The sequence below is a fragment of the Streptomyces sp. NPDC048461 genome (assembly GCF_055587105.1).
Map to the genome: position 1 here is coordinate 47,674 of NZ_JBVJGW010000012.1, position 14,955 is coordinate 62,628.

The window sequence follows — 14,955 nt, forward strand, 5'->3', positions numbered from 1 at the left end:
GGTACACCGTGAACCACCAGCCTAGCCCCACCGATCTCCCCCACGGCTCCCGCCGTACGATCCGCGTTGCGCTGCCGGTCCGCCCGTCTGCCCCGACGTCCGTCGAGGGCACGTTCCTCGCTGCCGCCCGGCTGCTGGAGAAGCGCGGCCTGTGGCAGGGCGACTTCGTCCCGGACATGTCGGACCGCGAGATGTGCATCCCGCACTGCCTGCGCCCCATGTCGATCGTCGCGGCGATCCGGTGCGTGGTCTCCGGTAACCCGCACCGCGACTCGCAGCTGGCGACCACGGCGATTGGGGTCCTGGCCCTGGCTATCGACGACGGTCCGGACTACGGGGACGTCTTCTCCCTGGAGGCGCACGTCGACGGGTGGAACGACGTGGCCGGCCGGACGACGGACGACGCGGTTGCGCTGTTGGAGCTGGTGGCGACGAGCCCGGCGGAGCGTGCGGCATGAACACGAAGCGTGTAGATACCGCGGCCGGTGTCATCCGGGCTGCGATGGAGCGGGGCAAGACGTTGCCGTCCGGCTTCGCGTACGACCTGGAGGCGGCGCAGCTGCTCCAGTCCCCGGAGACGGCGGCCGAGCTGGCCCGGCTGCGGGCCGAGCGGGCGCCCGCGTTGGAGACGGAGCAGGCGGCGCTGCTGGCCGAGATGATCGGCGACGTTCAGCCTGCCCGTGTCAGCGTCCTGCTGGCGCTCGGCGAAGCGGTCCGTGACCGACGCGGCCACGACCACACGTCGCAGAACGAGGACTGGTACTGCACGAACCTCACCGCGTACATGGGTGAGCGCATGGCCCCGGTGCTGCGCCGGCTGCTGAACAGTGAGGCCAAGGCCGCGCAGCTCGCGGCCCGGGTGGCGGAGCTGGAGGCGGAACGGTCCAGGCCGGCGCCCCTGCTCGACACGAGCACCGCGTCGGAGCGGGTCCGCGCGGGCCACTTCACCGAGGCGGCCCGCCTGCTGGAGGACACCGGCCGCGACGACGACGCGGTGAACCTCCTCGACGCGATGGCGACCGGGATCCGCGAGATCGCCGTCGAGCAGTCCGCGCCGGTCGAGGACCCGCACGACTCGCCGCTGCACCACGCGTACAGCAAGGGCCGCGACCTGCCCGCGCCGTGCGCGGAGTGCCAGGAGCCCAGCCCCGGGGGCCGCGCCTTCTGCTCGACCCGTTGCCGGAACGCGGCCGACCGCCACGACGCGAACGACCACCTCGCGAAGGAGACGACCCATGCCGAGCTGTGACTGCGGCGCCTGCTGCAACACCTGCGGCCACGACCCGGGGTGCACCAGCCTCCAGGCCGAGTACCGCATGGACGACGCGGAGATGGCGGCCGCGGCCGACGGAGTGTGGCTGCCCCGGCAGCAGGACCGGAGGGCGGCATGAGCACCGCCGACCCGCTGGTCGTCCGCCGCATCGACTGCTCCATCGAGCCCGACCTGGAGTCCGGCGAGGCCGCGCTGACCGTGTGCTGCGTCGCCGAGGACGGGCGCCCCGTGGCGCTGCTCCTCGACAACGAGACGCGGGCCAAGCTCGCCGGGCTCCTTGGCGGACGCTCCGCCCCCGGGCTCGACGAGCGGGCGCTGCGCCTCGCCGACCACATCGTCAACACCGGCGGGGAGTGGACCACCGGGAAGGCCCACCAGTGGGTGGCCGCGAACGTCACGCCGAAGCCGCCGATCCACTTCACCCGGCACTCCCTCCAGGCCCTCGCCGCGCACGGCTACCTGCGCGAGCGCCGCACCCCGGGGCGTGTCTCGTACACCCCGAACTACCCGAAGGAGGACGCCTGATGTTCATCCGCCGCAGCACCTACCAGCGGCTCGTCGCGAGGGCCGACGCCTACGCGCAGGCGTACACCGATGCCCGCCGGGCCGAGAACCGCAAGGCCGCGCCGGCCGCGGTGCGCCGGGACCGGCTGGCCGCGGCGTGCCGCCGGTACCGCGCCGAGCTCGCCGAGCAGCGTGCCGCCCACGAGGCGGCGCTCGCCCGGAAGGACCGCCGCGCCGACCAGCTGCAGGCCCAGCTCGACGAGGCGCTCGGCCTGAACAGCGAAGCCGTGATGGCCGGGGCCCGCTGGCAGCAGCGCCGCCACGACAAGCCGCGGACGGAGGCGGCGTCGTGATCGCCACCGGGAGCGACGAGTACGGGCAGCTCCTCGCGCAGCGCATCGGCGAGTTCATCATCGACGCGGACAGGAACTCCGGCAGGTCCCGCCAGCGGGCCATCGGCCCGAGCGAGGTCGGCGAGCCGTGCGAGCGGCAGCTCTCGTACAAGATCCTCGACTGGCCGGAGACGAACACCAACCGCGACCCGATCGCCGCGATCATCGGCACCGGGTTCCACATGTGGATGGCCGAGCAGTTCGAGGCCCGGCAGGCGCCGCTCCCCGACGGGCGGCCCCGGTACCGCATCGAGGAGCGGGTCACCGTACGGCAGGGCCACACCGAGGCCGGGACCCTCGCGGGCAGCTCCGACCTGTTCGACCGGCTCGCCCAGCTGAACAACGACTGGAAGCTCGTCGGGAAGTCGTCGCACGACAAGTACCGGCGGCAGGGCCCCGGCGAGAAGTACCGCGTGCAGGCCCACCTCTACGGCCTCGGCCAGGAGAACGCCGGGCACCCGCCCGCAAGGGTCGCCGTCACCTTCATCGGCCGGCACCACGAGCTCATGGTCCACGTGTGGTCCGAAGCCTATGACCGGCAGATCGCGCTCGACGCGCTCGCCCGACTCGACCGGATCCGCGACCACGCGGCCGCCCTGGAGCTCGACCACCAGCCCGAGAACTGGGCGCAGATCCCCATCCCCGACAAGCCGAACTGCCGGTTCTGCCCCTGGCTCAAGCCCGGCAGCACCGACCTCTCCACCGGCTGCCCCGGGGCAGCCAACCCCAACGCGGGCGCCTCGCTCGAAGCGCTCATCGCCTGATCACCAGCAGAAGCAGGAGCAGATCATGACCACACCGCAGCAGTACCAGGCGCCCAACGCCGACGACTTCCTGATGGGCGGAGGCGGCGCGCCCACGGCCAAGTTCCCGACGGGCGTGTACGGCACCACGGTGAGCGGCCGCGTCGCCGAGCGCCCGACCGTCGAGCAGCAGCGGGACATCAAGAGCGGCGACAAGAAGTTCTGGTCCGACGGCAACCCGATGATGCAGCTCGTCGTCACCGTCCAGACCGACCAGCGGGACCCGGCCATCGAGGACGACGACGGCCGCCGTCGGCTCTTCGTCAAGGGCCAGATGAAGAACGCGATCGCGGACGCAGTCCGCGCCGCCGGGGCCAGGGGCCTCGAGGTCGGCGGCACCCTCGCCGTGAAGTACACCCACGACGGAACGGCGTCCGGCGTCGGGATGAGCCCGCCCAAGCAGTACGTCGCGCACTACACCGCGGCGGCCGCGAACGCCCTGCACACCCCTGACCCCGGCACCGTGGCCCCGCAGCAGTACGCGGCACCCCCGGCCCCCGCGCCGCAGCAGTACGTCCCCGCGGCGGCCCCGGCGCCCGCCCCGGCCCCGGCGCCCGCACCACAGTACGCGGCCGCCGCGCCCCCGGCCGGGCAGCTCGCCAACCCGGCGATCCAGGCGCTCGTCGCACAGCAGCAGGCCCAGCAGGCGGCGCCCCCGCTGAGTCCCCCGCCGTTCTAGTCCGGCCCCACCTGATCGCCGTCCGGGGCTGCGCGCCCTCCCCTCCGCAGCCCCGGACGGACCAGCCCACCGCCCTCGCACCGCCCTCACCAGGAGCAGCACATGAGCTACACGGAGAGCGACCAGCCCGTCGGCCAGAAGTACCCAACGCGCATCGGCGTCTTCTGCGACCAGTGCGGCGACGCCGTCGAACACGACTACATCGTCAGCGACGACATGACCAAGGCCGAGCGCTACGAGATCGCCAGGAACCACCTCACGCAGCACGAGGGCTGGGTGTGCACGCCCTGGCGCGACCTCTGCCAGCCGTGCGCGGCGAAGCCCAAGCCCTGACCTGCCACCCGCCCCGGCATCCATGCCGCGAGGGCGCGGGGTCGACTCCCGCCCGGGGCTCTACGCACCACCCCACCGCACAGTACGAGGAGCCGAAGTTGAGCGACACCACACCCGACATGCTCGCCGCGGCGCTCGCGCTGCACGCGGCCGGCTGCTCGGTGGTCGCCGTCAGGACGGACGGCTCGAAGCATCCGCTCGGCAAGTGGAAGACCTACCAGTCTGATCGTGCCACCGAGGAACAGGTCTACCGCTGGTTCTCCGCTGGCCATCAGGGAGTAGGCGTCATCACCGGCGCCATCTCCGGGGGCCTGGAAATGCTGGAGCTGGAGGGCCGCGCCGTCGAGGAGGGCGTCCTCGACCAGCTCGTCGAGATCCTCGCCAACTCCGGGATGACCGAGCTGTGGCAGCGCCTCGCCACCGGGTGGCTGGAACGCTCGCCCAGCGGGGGCCTGCACCTGCACTACCTCGTCGACTGCGGCGCCCCCGGGAACACCAAGCTCGCGTCCCGCCTGGCCCGCGACGAGGAGCTCACCGAGCAGGAGCGCGAGCTTCTCGCCCGGCACCCCCGCAAGAAGATCCTCCGGGGCCTGATCGAGACCCGCGGCGAGGGAGGGTTCGTCGTCACCGCGCCGAGCCACGGCACCGTGCACGCGACCGGCCGCCCGTACGAACTCCTCGCCGGCGGGCCCGCGTCCATGCCGACCATCACCGCCGCCGAGCACCAGGCCCTCCACGCGGTGTGCCGCATGCTCGACACCGTCCCGGCCGACGAGCCGACCGACCACGCCACGGACCGGCCCGCGCCGACCCCGCCCCTCGACGAGGCGGCCGCGTTCCTCTTCGGCGGTGGAGGCCCGGCCAGCTCGGAAGCAGGTGGCCTCACCCCCGGGGACGACTTCGAGCAGCGCACCCCCTGGACGGACATCCTCACCCCGCACGGCTGGCGCGCCCTGTTCCAGTCCGGGGGCACCACCTACTGGCAGCGCCCCGGAAAGGACGGCCGTGAACCGTCCGCGACCACCGGGCACCGCATGGACCGCGACCGGCTGTACGTCTTCACCACGAGCACCGAGTTCGTAGCCGAGCGCCCGTACACGAAGTTCGGTGCGTACGCCCTGCTTAACCACGGCGGCGACCACAGCGGCGCCGCGCGCGAGCTTCGCCGCCAGGGCTACGGCGAGCGGACCGAGCCCGTACGGCACCTCGCTTCGGTACCCAGCCCGCGACCGGCCGTCGACGGCACGGCCGCGCTCGCCCCGCAACCCCACCAGATCCCCACCCGCTACGGCGTCGACATCTCCCACGACCCGGAGGCGATCATCCACATCACCGACGCCGTGTGCAACGGCACCATCCCCGACTCGTACGTCCGCAACGGCGAGCTCGTCCAGGTCGCCGAGGTCAGCGGCGACGTCCTCACCGAGCAGCGGCAGATGCTGAAGAGCACCATCCAGGGCATCGGACCCGACAGCCTCCGCCGACTCCTCGCCCGACACGCAGACGTGTACCGGCTGAAGGCCGGGAAGAAGGACGAGCCCCCGGCCGAGGTCCCGGCCAGCCCGGCCGTTGCCATCTGCAAGGCCGTCCTCACCGAAACAAACTGGCCTGGGGTCAAGCCGCTCGTCAACCTCGTCGGGGCGCCCGTGCTCCGGCCGGACGGCACCGTGCTCCAGACCCCCGGCTACGACGCGGCGACCGCGTTCTACTACGCACCGCACTCCGAACTGCCCGTCGTCCCGGCCACCCCGACGGCCGAGCAGGTAGCCGCCGCGCTGGAGTTCGTCCTCGACCACGTCCTCGGCGACTTCCCCTGGGCGACCGACTCGGACCGCGCGAACTTCGTCGCCCTCCTCGTCTCGCCAATCCTCCGCCCGTACGTCGGCGGCCTCATCCCCCTTGGCGCGATCAGCGCTTCCGACCGGGGCTCCGGCAAGACCCTCCTCGCCGACGTGATCGGTACCCTGTACGGCGCCGTCGTCCGGCCCTGGGTCAGCGACGACGACGAGCTGCGCAAGGCCGTGACCGCAGCCCTGATGGGGACCAGCGCGGTCGTCACCTTCGACAACGTCGGCGATCAGGACAGTGTCGAAGCGCCCACGCTGGCGAAGTTGCTCACCAGCCCCGCGTGGGACGACCGCGTGCTGGGCCGCAGCGAGCAAGCCCGGCTCACCAACGACCGGCTGTGGCTCGTCACCGGCAACAACATCCGCTTCGGCGGCGACCTCGCGCAGCGCACCGTCCTCGTGCAGCTCGACCCGAAGTGCGCCCGCCCCGACCTCCGTACTGGGTTCCGGATCCCCGACCTCGACGAGTGGCTGGAGGACCCGGGCAACCGCGCCCACCTCCTGCACAGCCTGCTGCTCCTGGCCCGGGCCTGGATCGTCGGCGGCGCCCCGAAGGGGAACTACGCGATGCGGTCCTTCCGCCGGTGGGCGCGCGGCGCCGGCGGCTTCCTCGCCTTCCACGAGATCGGCGGATTCCTCGGAAACACGGCCCAGCTGGAGCAGCAGGACGAAGAGGCCGCCGCGTGGGCCGCGTTCCTCACCGCGTGGGACGAGCGGTACGGGGCGGAGCCGAAGACGGCGACCGACCTGCTGCAGAGCACGCAGACCGCGCCCGGGTTCGGGCTCCCCGATCCGTGGAACGGCACGTTCGTCACCCGGGCCAACGGCACGCTGCCCACCCCCCGCGGGCTCGGCATGATGCTGGCCAGCCGGCGCGGCCGGTACTTCGGCGAGCTGGTCCTGCGCGGCAACTACGACAGCCACAAGAAGACGTGGTTCTACCACGTTGAGCAGGACTCGAACGGCAGCGTCGGCGCACCCGCTGAGGGGGCCTGACGTGACCAGCTTCGTTACTCTCCGTCGACAATCGGGCTGCGGGTACTGGGATTTCGTAGTCCCCGCAGTACCCGCAAATGCGGGTACTAGCGGGACTGGCTCCGCCGAGCAGCACGGAGATGCCGTGTCGGAGCGTGCAGTCGCGGGGTCTGCCGCGGGTAGTGCGGGGACTACGCAGCGGGTTGCGGGACTGGATGATGTGTCGTTCAGCTCTAGTCCCCGCAGCTTCGATCTTGAGAACGCCCTGATCACAGACGCACTGCGGGTACTTGCGGGTACTAGCGGGGACTATTTCTCGACCTTTACGTATAGAGAGAACGCAGAAGACGTTTTCACGTATAGCGCCGGATCGACCGGAACTAGTACCCGCAAGTCCCCGCACCCCGCTCGTGCTCTACGCATCGTCACCGGCGGCCCGCGATGACGAACCCGGGCATCGCCGCAAAGATCGCAGCCGCCGCGGACCACGCGATCGAGAAGCAGTGCCCGCGCTGCCGGGCCCCGATCCTCACCGCGTGGGCCGGCCGCACCGCCGCCCTCCACGTGACCGCGGACCCCGAGCCCATCGACCTCGCCACCGAGATCCAGGCCCGCGTCGAGGGCCGGCTCACCTGGCGGCTGCTGACCTCCGCGCTGGGCGTCCGCCGCATCGTCTGGCGCGACCCCCTCACCGTGCCCCACCACACCCACCCCGTGATCCGCGACCACCGCTGCCCCCCTCTCCCCGTACAGGAGGCCCTGCTGTGACCGACCACTACGCCATCCACCTGCCGCCCGGGCTGGCCCTGCTCAACGCGAACGACCGCGTACACCACCGCGTCCGCGGCAACCTCACCCGCGCCATCCGCGGCGCCGCGATGGCAGCCTGCTCCGAGGACCCCACCATGCGAGCAGCGCTCGCCGCGGCCGGAGCCGGGCCGGTCCTGCAGCGCGCCTACATCCTCGGCGTCCTCCACCCCAGCAGCCGCCGCCGCGTCGACCCCGCGAACTTCTACCCCTCGTTCAAGGCCGCGGTCGACGGGCTCGTCGACGCGGGCGTCCTCGAAGACGACGACCACACCCGCGTCATCGGACCGGACATGCGCATCGGACCCATCGTCAAGGGCGGCCGGCTCAGCCTCCACATCCAGGCCGTCGACGAGATCACGTTCGCCGCGTTCCAGTGGAGGACCGCCTCATGACCACCAACCCCACCGCATGGACCGCCGACCCCCGGCCCCGGCCCTGCCACGCCAACCCGGAGCTGTGGTTCTCCAAGGGCGCCCGGGACAAGAAGCGCGCGATCCAGGCCTGCACCGCCTGCCCGCTGCTCCAGCCGTGCCGCGACTACGCGCTGGAATCGCAGCCCTCCCACGGAATTTGGGGCGGCCTCACCGAGACCGAGCGCCGCAAGTACCGCGACGGCATGCCGGCCTGCCGCACCCTCAGCGCCTACCTACGCCACCGGGCCAAGGGCGAGCAGTGCACCGAGTGCGAGGCGTGGCGAGCCGAGCAGACCACGGCCGACCGGCGGGCCCGCCTCGCCGAGGAGCACGCGAAGGGCGGCACCCGCACCGGGTCCCGGATCCACATGCGTCTCGGCGAGCCCGCGTGCCGGGCCTGCGCGACCGCGGCCTACCGGGAACGCCAGTCCGACCCGGCCAGCCAGAAGCCCCGCATCCGACGACGCGGCACCAGCACCCGCACCGACGCCGTCCGCAACGCGGCCTGAAGGAGAACCCCATGCCGATCCGCATTCACCGCCCTGCCGTACGCGGCTGGCGCCTGCCCGAGAACACCATCTACGTCGGCCGCGGCAGCGACTGGCAGACCCCGTACCGGTGGCGCACCCGCAACGCCCTCGCCCGCGTCCCCGCCCTCGACGGCAGCCCGTGGGAATACGAGACCCGCATCAGCGCCGACGGCATGCACCACGCCTACATGCACGCGGACGGCCACGTCACCGGCCACCGCATCCGCTACATGACCCGCCGCGAATGCGTCGACCTCTACCGCCAGGCTCTCACCCAGCCAGCCCCGGAGCTGTACCTCTACCGCGGCTACGGCCTGCCCCGGGTGACCGTCGACCTGGTCCGCGCCAAACTCGCCGGCCGGAACCTCGCGTGCCGCTGCGCCCTCAACCAGCTCTGCCACGCCGACGTGCTGCTGGAGATCGCCAACACCCCCGCCTGACCGCACCGGTCCCCTCCCGCCCTCACGCCCAGGAAGGCCCTCCCGATGACTCAGCCCGCCCGCCTCCGCACCGTTCCGAAGCTGTCGCCCCGCCTGCTCCAGATCATGCGGCTCGCCGCGGACGGCCGGACCAACGACGAGATCGCCGAGCTCCTCCACCTCAGCCCGAACAGCGTCAAGACGCACGTCGCCCGCGCGTTCAAGATCCTGCGGGCCCGGAACCGGTGCCACGCCATCGCCCTCTGCCTCGCCTACGGACTGATCCAGACCCGGGAGCTGCGCCCGTTCTCGCTGCCGCCGGCGCCCGCGTCGGCCGCGGCCGTCCGGTGGGCCGCCCGGGACGCAGCCTGATGGCCGGCCTGCAGGGCGAGACGTTCGGCCACGAGCCCGTCACCGGCATCACCGACGGCCGCGCCCTCAACCGGATCTGCGCCCGCTGCCACACCACGGTCACCCACTACGACGAGGCGTACCGGCCCAGTCGCTGGACCCGGCCCGTCCGCTGGCCGTGCACCAGCGCTCTCATCCTCGGCCTCGCCGACCGCCCCGCCGCCTGAGGCACCAGCCGCCCGACACCCCAGGAGATGAACGCCATGACCGACCAGCCCGTGCTTGCCGACCGGTCCGACGACGACGCGCTCTGCGGACACTGCGGTGTCCCCGAGAGCAGCCACCACCACCCGTGGACCAGCACCTCGGACGTCCTCGCCGGGCTGCCCGGCAGTACGGGCCGCCGCCGCCTCACCGAGCCGGAGCATGACGCCGCCTGGCACGCCATCGAAGGCACCGCCGCCGAGGACGGAGCCGACCCAGGGACCGTGCTCGCCGCCGTCCTCCACGCCCTCGGCATCGACCCGCCCGCCACCGCCTGACCCCCGCCCGCGACCACCAGGAGCAGACCATGACCGAGCAGCCGTACACCGACACCGACCTCCGCGCCGAGGCCGCCCGCCAGCACGCCACCGCCGTCTGGGCCCCCGACTTCATCGGCGTCGGCGAGCAGATGGAAGGCCAGGAGATCACCCCCGGCGGTGGCGTGGCGTGGGGCGACTTCAGCGAGGACACCTACGGCAAGGCGCAGCACGCGGTTCACGACCTGATCACCAAGGCCGCCGACCTGTCCGCCTGGGCCGTCGACCTCGGCGCCGACGGCCTGAACCCCGACGAGCACCGGATCTCCTTCGCGGCCGGCGAGAAGCCGATCGTCCGAATCCACTTCGCGTTCGCGGCCGAGCTCGGCGAGGAGGCCCGCGACGCCCTTGTCACCGGCATCGGTGAGGCCGCGGCCCGTGAACTCCGCAGGGCGATGGGCTGACCCCCGCCCGTCCGGTCGCCCCGCACCGCCACGGGGCGGCCACCCCACCAGACCACACCACCCCGGAGGCCCGCACCATGACCCAGCCGCCCGCATCCCGCTTCGAGTTCACCGACCCCGACGGCGACGTGCTCGCCATCGAGCCTTACGAGCGCGAGGACGGCACGCCCGTTGTCGAGCTGTACCTGACTGCGTTCGAGGCCCGGCTGCACGTCCCGCTGGACCGGGTCGAGGAGGTCGTCGCCGGGCTCCGCGACATGGCCCGCCAGGCCGGCGGCAAGCCCGCGCCCGAGCCGCGCGAGTACACGCTGCACATCGACCCCGCCCCGATCATCGAGACGGTCCGCGCCATCGTCCTCCGCGGGCCCGGCCCGGGAGGGATGTCCCTGTGACCGACCGCCCGTACCGCATCCTCGTCACCGGATCCCGCGACTGGCAGAACGCCGACCAAGTCCGCAACGTCCTCGCGACCGCCCTCTTCCAGCACGTGCCCGCGGTCATCGTCCACGGCGCCTGCCCCTCCGGCCCGGACGCCATCGCCTCCTGGTGGATCCGCCAGCACCGCATGCTCGGCCTCACCGAGGAACGGCACCCCGCGGACTGGGACGCGCACGGCAAGGCGGCCGGGCCGCGCCGTAACGCCGACATGGTCGCGGCCGGCGCCGACGTGGTCCTCGCGTTCGTCCGGAACCACAGCCGGGGCGCCTCTCACACCGTCGCCCTGGCCCGCCGCGCGGGCATCCCGGTGCAGCTGTGGGAGGAGCCGTGAGCGGCTGGTGGTGGGCCGGCGGTGTCGCCTGGGTCGTAGGCGCCGTAGCCGTGTGCGCCCTCCACGCCTACGGGCGGCGGCGCCGTGACCGCCAGGCCGCCGTACGCGCCGAAGCCCTCCAGGCGCGCCGTCACGCCGCGTCCTGGGGCACGCAGCACCTCGACCCCAACCCCGCCCGCACAGCCCGGCAGACGCCCGCCTGGGCCCGTACAGACCACCACAACGGAAGGCACCGACGATGACCCCCGCCGACGAACTCCTCACCGCCTCACGGCTCCTCCTCGACCGAGCAGCCGGCGCCATCCACGAGGACCGCCTCACCTGGGCCACCGGCCACACCCTCGGCAGCAAGTCCCCCGTCGTCGTTGACGACCAGGAGCAGCCCAGCGTGCTCATCGAGACCTACGCCGCCCGGCTCGAAGCAGTGAACCGCTACCTCGCCCTCCTCGGCCCCGCCACCGGACTCGCCCTCGCCGACTGGCTCAGCGAGACCGCCGCCGAAGTGGCCGCCGTCGAGGGCACCGAGTACGCGCTCCACCCCGAGGGCGGAACCTCCAAGGCCTGGACCGCCGCCCTCACTGTCGCCCGCGCGCTCAACACCGGGAGCTAGACGTGACCGAGCAGCAGCCCGAGACGTCCGTCGGCCCGCACGCCTGGGCCGAGCACTACAACGCCGCCCGCGAGCAGACGCCGCCCGGCCGGAAGCTCCTCGACCAGCTCAGCGACCGCGAGCTCGTAGCCCTGTACGAACGCGCCGAGACGGCCGAGGCCGCCATCGAACGGGTCCGCACCGAGCTCGACCGCATCGCCGCACTACCCACCGTCGACCGCGACGAGGACCGGGCCGACCGGTTCTCCGTCGGCGCCAGCTGGACCCTCCGGCTACTCCGCGAAGCCCTCGACCCACCGAAGGAGCCCGCCTCGCCCGCCGTCCACATCGGCGACCGCGCGAACGCGGAGGACTGCCCCGCCTGTTCCGGCACCAACCCTGACTACCCGTTCATCTGCCCCGGCCCCGAACCGAAGGAGGCCAGCACGTGAGTACCGTCGCCATCGTCGCCGTCGCCTGCACGATCATCGCCCTCACCTTCGGAGCCGCCGCCGTCAGGCAGGCCATCCACGACCGGGCCGCCGCCCTGCTCCTCGACAACGACGGCCACCCCACCCACCGCGACGGCGCTGGCGCGGACTGCCCCAGCTGCCCGCCCAACGACTCCCAGGAGCCCCGACCGTGATCCCCGACGACTTCACCCAGCAACTCGCCTACGTCCTGGCCGGCGAGGCCCGCAAGCACCCCGACGACCCGCCCGAGGGCATCAGCTTCACCGTCTTCGAAGCCCTCGCCGTCGAAGCCGTCCGCTTCATCCACTCCGCCACCGGCATCCGCCCGCGCTGGCCGCAGACCGACGACGACGCGGACAGCGAGCAGCAGCCCCGTCTCGACGGACTCACGCCGGACGCCCTGCGCGAGCTGTGGCTGCGGGCCGTGAGGGCCGAGCAGGCCGTCGGATCCCTCGGGCAGATCGAGCGGGACCGCGACGTCGCCCGCGCCGCGCTCGCCCGCACTCGGGCGGCTGCCGAGGAGCTGCGCTACAAGGACGCCGTCCGCGTACTCGACGCCATTGAGGAGACCGCCCCGTGAACCAGCCCAGAACGATCACCATGCGCCTCCGGACCGCCGTGGTCCTATCCCTCGGCGTGGCGATCAGCACCGTCATGCACCTGTTCCGCGTCGTCACCGACTTCCCGGCCTGAGCATGCGCGAGGGGCGCGCCCAAAGACCTCCCCAGGCCGGACGCGCCCCCGGTGCGATCACCGTACCCGCCCGCACCCACGGAGCACACGATGACCACCAGCCCCGCCGCCCTCCACCTCGCCACCATCAGCATCCTCTGGCCCTATCTCGACGCCGCACTCGACCAGCACACCCCCACCACCTGGCCGCCCTCAGGCAAGGCCGACCTCCTCCGGCACCTCGACGCAGCCGACGCCGCAGAAGTCGCTGCGCTCCGCGGCACCCACGAGCAGCGCCTGCGCCGCACCGAACACCCCGCCGGCGGCGTCTGGTACGAATGCACCGCCTGCGACCACGTCGGCGACGGCTGCACCCACCCCGTGCGCGAAGACCGCGACCCGCACCAGCTCGGCGAAACCCGCGCCCCCCTCAGCCTCCGCGTCATGGACACCGCCCGCATCGTCGAACGGTTCCTCGTGGGCCTCGCCGACGAGATCGCCCCGCAGATCACCCGGCCTGCGATCAGCCACGCCCCCGCGGACTGGGAGGCTCGCGGCTGGACCCCCGCCGACCGCGACCGGCGCAACGAGCAGGCCGACCGCGAGCAGGCCGACCCCCGGCGCTGGCGGTATGTCGGACTCCGCACCGTCGAGTACGCCGCAGGCTGGCTGTACGCGCGCGTCACCGAGGAAGACGGCCCGTTCCGGCCGCTCACCCTCGCCCAGCACGAACGAATCGCACTGATCGCCGGAGGCACCGCCGACCGAATCCGGATCGCGCTCGGCCTCCTCGAACAGCGGCAGACGCTCGACCGGCCGTGCCCGGCCTGCAAGACCGGCAGCCTCATCATGACCGCGGGCGCCGGCCTCGACCCGAGCGCGGCCTGCCACAGCTGCGGCCGCACCTGGACCTCGGACGGCATCGTCGTCCGCGCCACCGCCGCAGCGTAGGACGGCAGCACAGAGCCCCCGATCCGCCAGGACCGGGGGCTCAGGCACGCCGCTATTCGGCGGCCGGCTTCTTCGCCTCAGGCCGCTTGGTTCCCCGCTTGCCCTGCGCGATCTGCTGCGCCCGCGTCGGGTGCACGCCGCCAAGCGCCTCGTCGGCGATCTGCGCCCACGTCTTGCCCTGCGCGCGGAGCGCGAGGACCCGGCGCTGGCGGAGCTCCCGGAGCTGGGCGTGATAGTCCGGCCAGTCGTCGAGAACCTGCGTGGCCGCTCGCGCTGCCGCAGCGTCGTCCTCGATGGCCTCCAGCGCTTCGATGGCTTCCACCAGCCTCCGCACCTCCTCGGGTTGATCCGCCATCCGCGTCCCTTCCTGCCTTCGGGAGTGCGGCTGCGCACCATGCTAGACCCTAGGGTCTTGCATTCACTAGACCCTAGGGTCTAGCTTGGTGATGCGGGCCCGCTCCGGGTCCGTGCTCAACGACAAGACCCCGGCCGGCGCGTGAACGCCACATGGCCGGGGCCAGCCATCCACCTGCGTGAACAGGAATGGACAGCCATGGGACACCGTACCTACCGCAGCCAGGCCGAAGAAGGCCTCCGCCGCGCCACTGCCGACAACCCGGTACGCGCCGGACTCGCACACGCCGCCACCCACCTCAGCACCAAGTGCGGCGACCGCGACCCCGCCAGCGAGGTCACCGTCGAGAACCTCCGCGCCATCGCCCGCGGATGGGCCGTCCAGATCTACGACTGGGACGCGCAAGCCGACCGCCTGTTCCAGCTCCTCTGGGACGCAATGCCCGAGCCGTACCCCGGCCAGACCCGAGGCGAGTACGCCGCCCGGATCCGCATGGACCTCCTCGGCGGGGGGACGGTCTGATGCCGGACATTGCACCCGCGTACGCCTTCGAGGAGCAGCACCGCGCCGAGGGCCTCGCCCGCAAGGCCGCCGTCATCGCCGCCGACCCCGAGCACCCGTCCCGCCCCAGCCTCGGCCACTACCGGGAGTACGCCCGCGTCGCGTTCGAGACCGCGGCCGCCAACACCGAGCAGCCCGAGGGGAGGCCCTGATGCGCGCCCTCTACATCCTCGCCATGGTCTGGCCGCTGGTCCTGCTGGCTTACATCGTCGGCCGCCACTTCGCCTGACCGCACCCCGACCGGCCGGTCTTCCGCTGCCCACCCGCGGGG

The 14,955-nt window shown here is 72.7% G+C and carries 28 protein-coding genes; 27 read left to right on the forward strand and 1 reads right to left on the reverse strand.

The window, feature by feature from the left end:
- Positions 1 to 8 precede the first annotated feature (8 nt).
- The 25 genes from ACZ6S8_RS21390 (at position 9) to ACZ6S8_RS21510 (ending at position 13,768) form a co-directional block, all read left to right on the forward strand.
- Complete coding sequence (locus ACZ6S8_RS21390; protein ID WP_469457990.1) at positions 9 to 458, forward strand: DUF6197 family protein; 450 nt, start codon at positions 9 to 11, stop codon at positions 456 to 458.
- Positions 455 to 1,249, forward strand: coding sequence for a DNA gyrase inhibitor YacG (locus ACZ6S8_RS21395; protein WP_469457991.1), 795 nt, complete (start codon positions 455 to 457; stop codon positions 1,247 to 1,249). Before ACZ6S8_RS21390 ends, ACZ6S8_RS21395 begins: the two co-directional genes overlap by 4 nt.
- A complete protein-coding gene (locus tag ACZ6S8_RS21400; RefSeq protein WP_469457992.1) occupies positions 1,236 to 1,391 on the forward strand; it encodes a hypothetical protein in 156 nt (51 codons plus the stop codon). The genes ACZ6S8_RS21395 and ACZ6S8_RS21400 overlap by 14 nt, the downstream gene beginning before the upstream one ends.
- Positions 1,388 to 1,798 (forward strand): hypothetical protein, encoded by a 411-nt coding sequence (locus tag ACZ6S8_RS21405; RefSeq protein ID WP_469457994.1) that lies wholly within the window; start codon positions 1,388 to 1,390, stop codon positions 1,796 to 1,798. Before ACZ6S8_RS21400 ends, ACZ6S8_RS21405 begins: the two co-directional genes overlap by 4 nt.
- Positions 1,798 to 2,130, forward strand: a complete 333-nt coding sequence (locus ACZ6S8_RS21410) for a hypothetical protein (protein ID WP_469457996.1) — start codon at positions 1,798 to 1,800, stop codon at positions 2,128 to 2,130. The genes ACZ6S8_RS21405 and ACZ6S8_RS21410 overlap by 1 nt, the downstream gene beginning before the upstream one ends.
- Positions 2,127 to 2,933 carry a hypothetical protein gene (locus tag ACZ6S8_RS21415; protein ID WP_469457998.1) on the forward strand — a complete coding sequence of 269 codons (807 nt, stop codon included), beginning with the start codon at positions 2,127 to 2,129 and terminating at the stop codon, positions 2,931 to 2,933. The genes ACZ6S8_RS21410 and ACZ6S8_RS21415 overlap by 4 nt, the downstream gene beginning before the upstream one ends.
- 25 nt (positions 2,934 to 2,958) lie before the next feature.
- Entirely contained in the window at positions 2,959 to 3,651 is a 693-nt protein-coding gene (locus ACZ6S8_RS21420) for a hypothetical protein (protein ID WP_469458000.1), read from the forward strand.
- 102 nt (positions 3,652 to 3,753) lie between these two features.
- Positions 3,754 to 3,984 (forward strand): hypothetical protein, encoded by a 231-nt coding sequence (locus ACZ6S8_RS21425; protein WP_469458002.1) that lies wholly within the window; start codon positions 3,754 to 3,756, stop codon positions 3,982 to 3,984.
- Positions 3,985 to 4,082: 98 nt separating this feature from the next.
- Entirely contained in the window at positions 4,083 to 6,827 is a 2,745-nt protein-coding gene (locus ACZ6S8_RS21430; RefSeq protein ID WP_469458004.1) for a bifunctional DNA primase/polymerase, read from the forward strand.
- A gap of 420 nt (positions 6,828 to 7,247) precedes the next feature.
- A complete protein-coding gene (locus tag ACZ6S8_RS21435) occupies positions 7,248 to 7,574 on the forward strand; it encodes a hypothetical protein (RefSeq protein ID WP_469458006.1) in 327 nt (108 codons plus the stop codon).
- A complete protein-coding gene (locus tag ACZ6S8_RS21440; RefSeq protein ID WP_469458008.1) occupies positions 7,571 to 8,008 on the forward strand; it encodes a hypothetical protein in 438 nt (145 codons plus the stop codon). Before ACZ6S8_RS21435 ends, ACZ6S8_RS21440 begins: the two co-directional genes overlap by 4 nt.
- Positions 8,005 to 8,538: a WhiB family transcriptional regulator gene (locus tag ACZ6S8_RS21445; protein WP_469458010.1), complete on the forward strand. Its 534-nt coding sequence runs from the start codon at positions 8,005 to 8,007 to the stop codon at positions 8,536 to 8,538. The genes ACZ6S8_RS21440 and ACZ6S8_RS21445 overlap by 4 nt, the downstream gene beginning before the upstream one ends.
- An 11-nt stretch (positions 8,539 to 8,549) precedes the next feature.
- Complete coding sequence (locus ACZ6S8_RS21450; protein ID WP_469458012.1) at positions 8,550 to 8,999, forward strand: DUF4326 domain-containing protein; 450 nt, start codon at positions 8,550 to 8,552, stop codon at positions 8,997 to 8,999.
- 45 nt (positions 9,000 to 9,044) lie between these two features.
- Positions 9,045 to 9,350 carry a response regulator transcription factor gene (locus tag ACZ6S8_RS21455; protein WP_469458014.1) on the forward strand — a complete coding sequence of 102 codons (306 nt, stop codon included), beginning with the start codon at positions 9,045 to 9,047 and terminating at the stop codon, positions 9,348 to 9,350.
- Positions 9,350 to 9,556, forward strand: coding sequence for a hypothetical protein (locus ACZ6S8_RS21460; protein ID WP_469458016.1), 207 nt, complete (start codon positions 9,350 to 9,352; stop codon positions 9,554 to 9,556). The genes ACZ6S8_RS21455 and ACZ6S8_RS21460 overlap by 1 nt, the downstream gene beginning before the upstream one ends.
- A 36-nt stretch (positions 9,557 to 9,592) precedes the next feature.
- Positions 9,593 to 9,871 (forward strand): hypothetical protein, encoded by a 279-nt coding sequence (locus ACZ6S8_RS21465; RefSeq protein ID WP_469458018.1) that lies wholly within the window; start codon positions 9,593 to 9,595, stop codon positions 9,869 to 9,871.
- A gap of 29 nt (positions 9,872 to 9,900) precedes the next feature.
- Positions 9,901 to 10,314, forward strand: a complete 414-nt coding sequence (locus ACZ6S8_RS21470; RefSeq protein ID WP_469458020.1) for a hypothetical protein — start codon at positions 9,901 to 9,903, stop codon at positions 10,312 to 10,314.
- Between the two features lie 77 nt (positions 10,315 to 10,391).
- Positions 10,392 to 10,706 (forward strand): hypothetical protein, encoded by a 315-nt coding sequence (locus ACZ6S8_RS21475; RefSeq protein ID WP_469458022.1) that lies wholly within the window; start codon positions 10,392 to 10,394, stop codon positions 10,704 to 10,706.
- A complete protein-coding gene (locus ACZ6S8_RS21480; RefSeq protein WP_469458024.1) occupies positions 10,703 to 11,083 on the forward strand; it encodes an SLOG family protein in 381 nt (126 codons plus the stop codon). Before ACZ6S8_RS21475 ends, ACZ6S8_RS21480 begins: the two co-directional genes overlap by 4 nt.
- On the forward strand, positions 11,080 to 11,325 hold the full coding sequence (locus tag ACZ6S8_RS21485; protein WP_469458026.1) for a hypothetical protein: 246 nt from the start codon (positions 11,080 to 11,082) through the stop codon (positions 11,323 to 11,325). Before ACZ6S8_RS21480 ends, ACZ6S8_RS21485 begins: the two co-directional genes overlap by 4 nt.
- Positions 11,322 to 11,693, forward strand: a complete 372-nt coding sequence (locus tag ACZ6S8_RS21490; protein ID WP_469458028.1) for a hypothetical protein — start codon at positions 11,322 to 11,324, stop codon at positions 11,691 to 11,693. The genes ACZ6S8_RS21485 and ACZ6S8_RS21490 overlap by 4 nt, the downstream gene beginning before the upstream one ends.
- Positions 11,694 to 11,695: 2 nt before the next feature.
- Positions 11,696 to 12,124 (forward strand): hypothetical protein, encoded by a 429-nt coding sequence (locus tag ACZ6S8_RS21495; RefSeq protein ID WP_469458030.1) that lies wholly within the window; start codon positions 11,696 to 11,698, stop codon positions 12,122 to 12,124.
- A complete protein-coding gene (locus ACZ6S8_RS21500; protein WP_469458031.1) occupies positions 12,121 to 12,318 on the forward strand; it encodes a hypothetical protein in 198 nt (65 codons plus the stop codon). The genes ACZ6S8_RS21495 and ACZ6S8_RS21500 overlap by 4 nt, the downstream gene beginning before the upstream one ends.
- On the forward strand, positions 12,315 to 12,725 hold the full coding sequence (locus ACZ6S8_RS21505; protein WP_469458032.1) for a hypothetical protein: 411 nt from the start codon (positions 12,315 to 12,317) through the stop codon (positions 12,723 to 12,725). The genes ACZ6S8_RS21500 and ACZ6S8_RS21505 overlap by 4 nt, the downstream gene beginning before the upstream one ends.
- A gap of 203 nt (positions 12,726 to 12,928) precedes the next feature.
- Positions 12,929 to 13,768 (forward strand): hypothetical protein, encoded by an 840-nt coding sequence (locus tag ACZ6S8_RS21510; protein WP_469458034.1) that lies wholly within the window; start codon positions 12,929 to 12,931, stop codon positions 13,766 to 13,768.
- A gap of 52 nt (positions 13,769 to 13,820) precedes the next feature.
- Here ACZ6S8_RS21510 and ACZ6S8_RS21515 read toward each other — a convergent pair whose 3' ends face one another.
- Positions 13,821 to 14,090, reverse strand: a complete 270-nt coding sequence (locus ACZ6S8_RS21515) for a hypothetical protein (protein ID WP_469458036.1) — start codon at positions 14,088 to 14,090, stop codon at positions 13,821 to 13,823.
- A 231-nt stretch (positions 14,091 to 14,321) separates the two neighbouring features.
- Between ACZ6S8_RS21515 and ACZ6S8_RS21520 the strand changes: the two genes are divergently transcribed.
- The gene (locus ACZ6S8_RS21520) at positions 14,322 to 14,645 is read left to right on the forward strand and encodes a hypothetical protein (RefSeq protein WP_469458038.1); all 324 of its coding nucleotides are present in this window, start codon (positions 14,322 to 14,324) and stop codon (positions 14,643 to 14,645) included.
- A complete protein-coding gene (locus tag ACZ6S8_RS21525; protein ID WP_469458040.1) occupies positions 14,645 to 14,836 on the forward strand; it encodes a hypothetical protein in 192 nt (63 codons plus the stop codon). The genes ACZ6S8_RS21520 and ACZ6S8_RS21525 overlap by 1 nt, the downstream gene beginning before the upstream one ends.
- Positions 14,837 to 14,955: the final 119 nt, after the last annotated feature.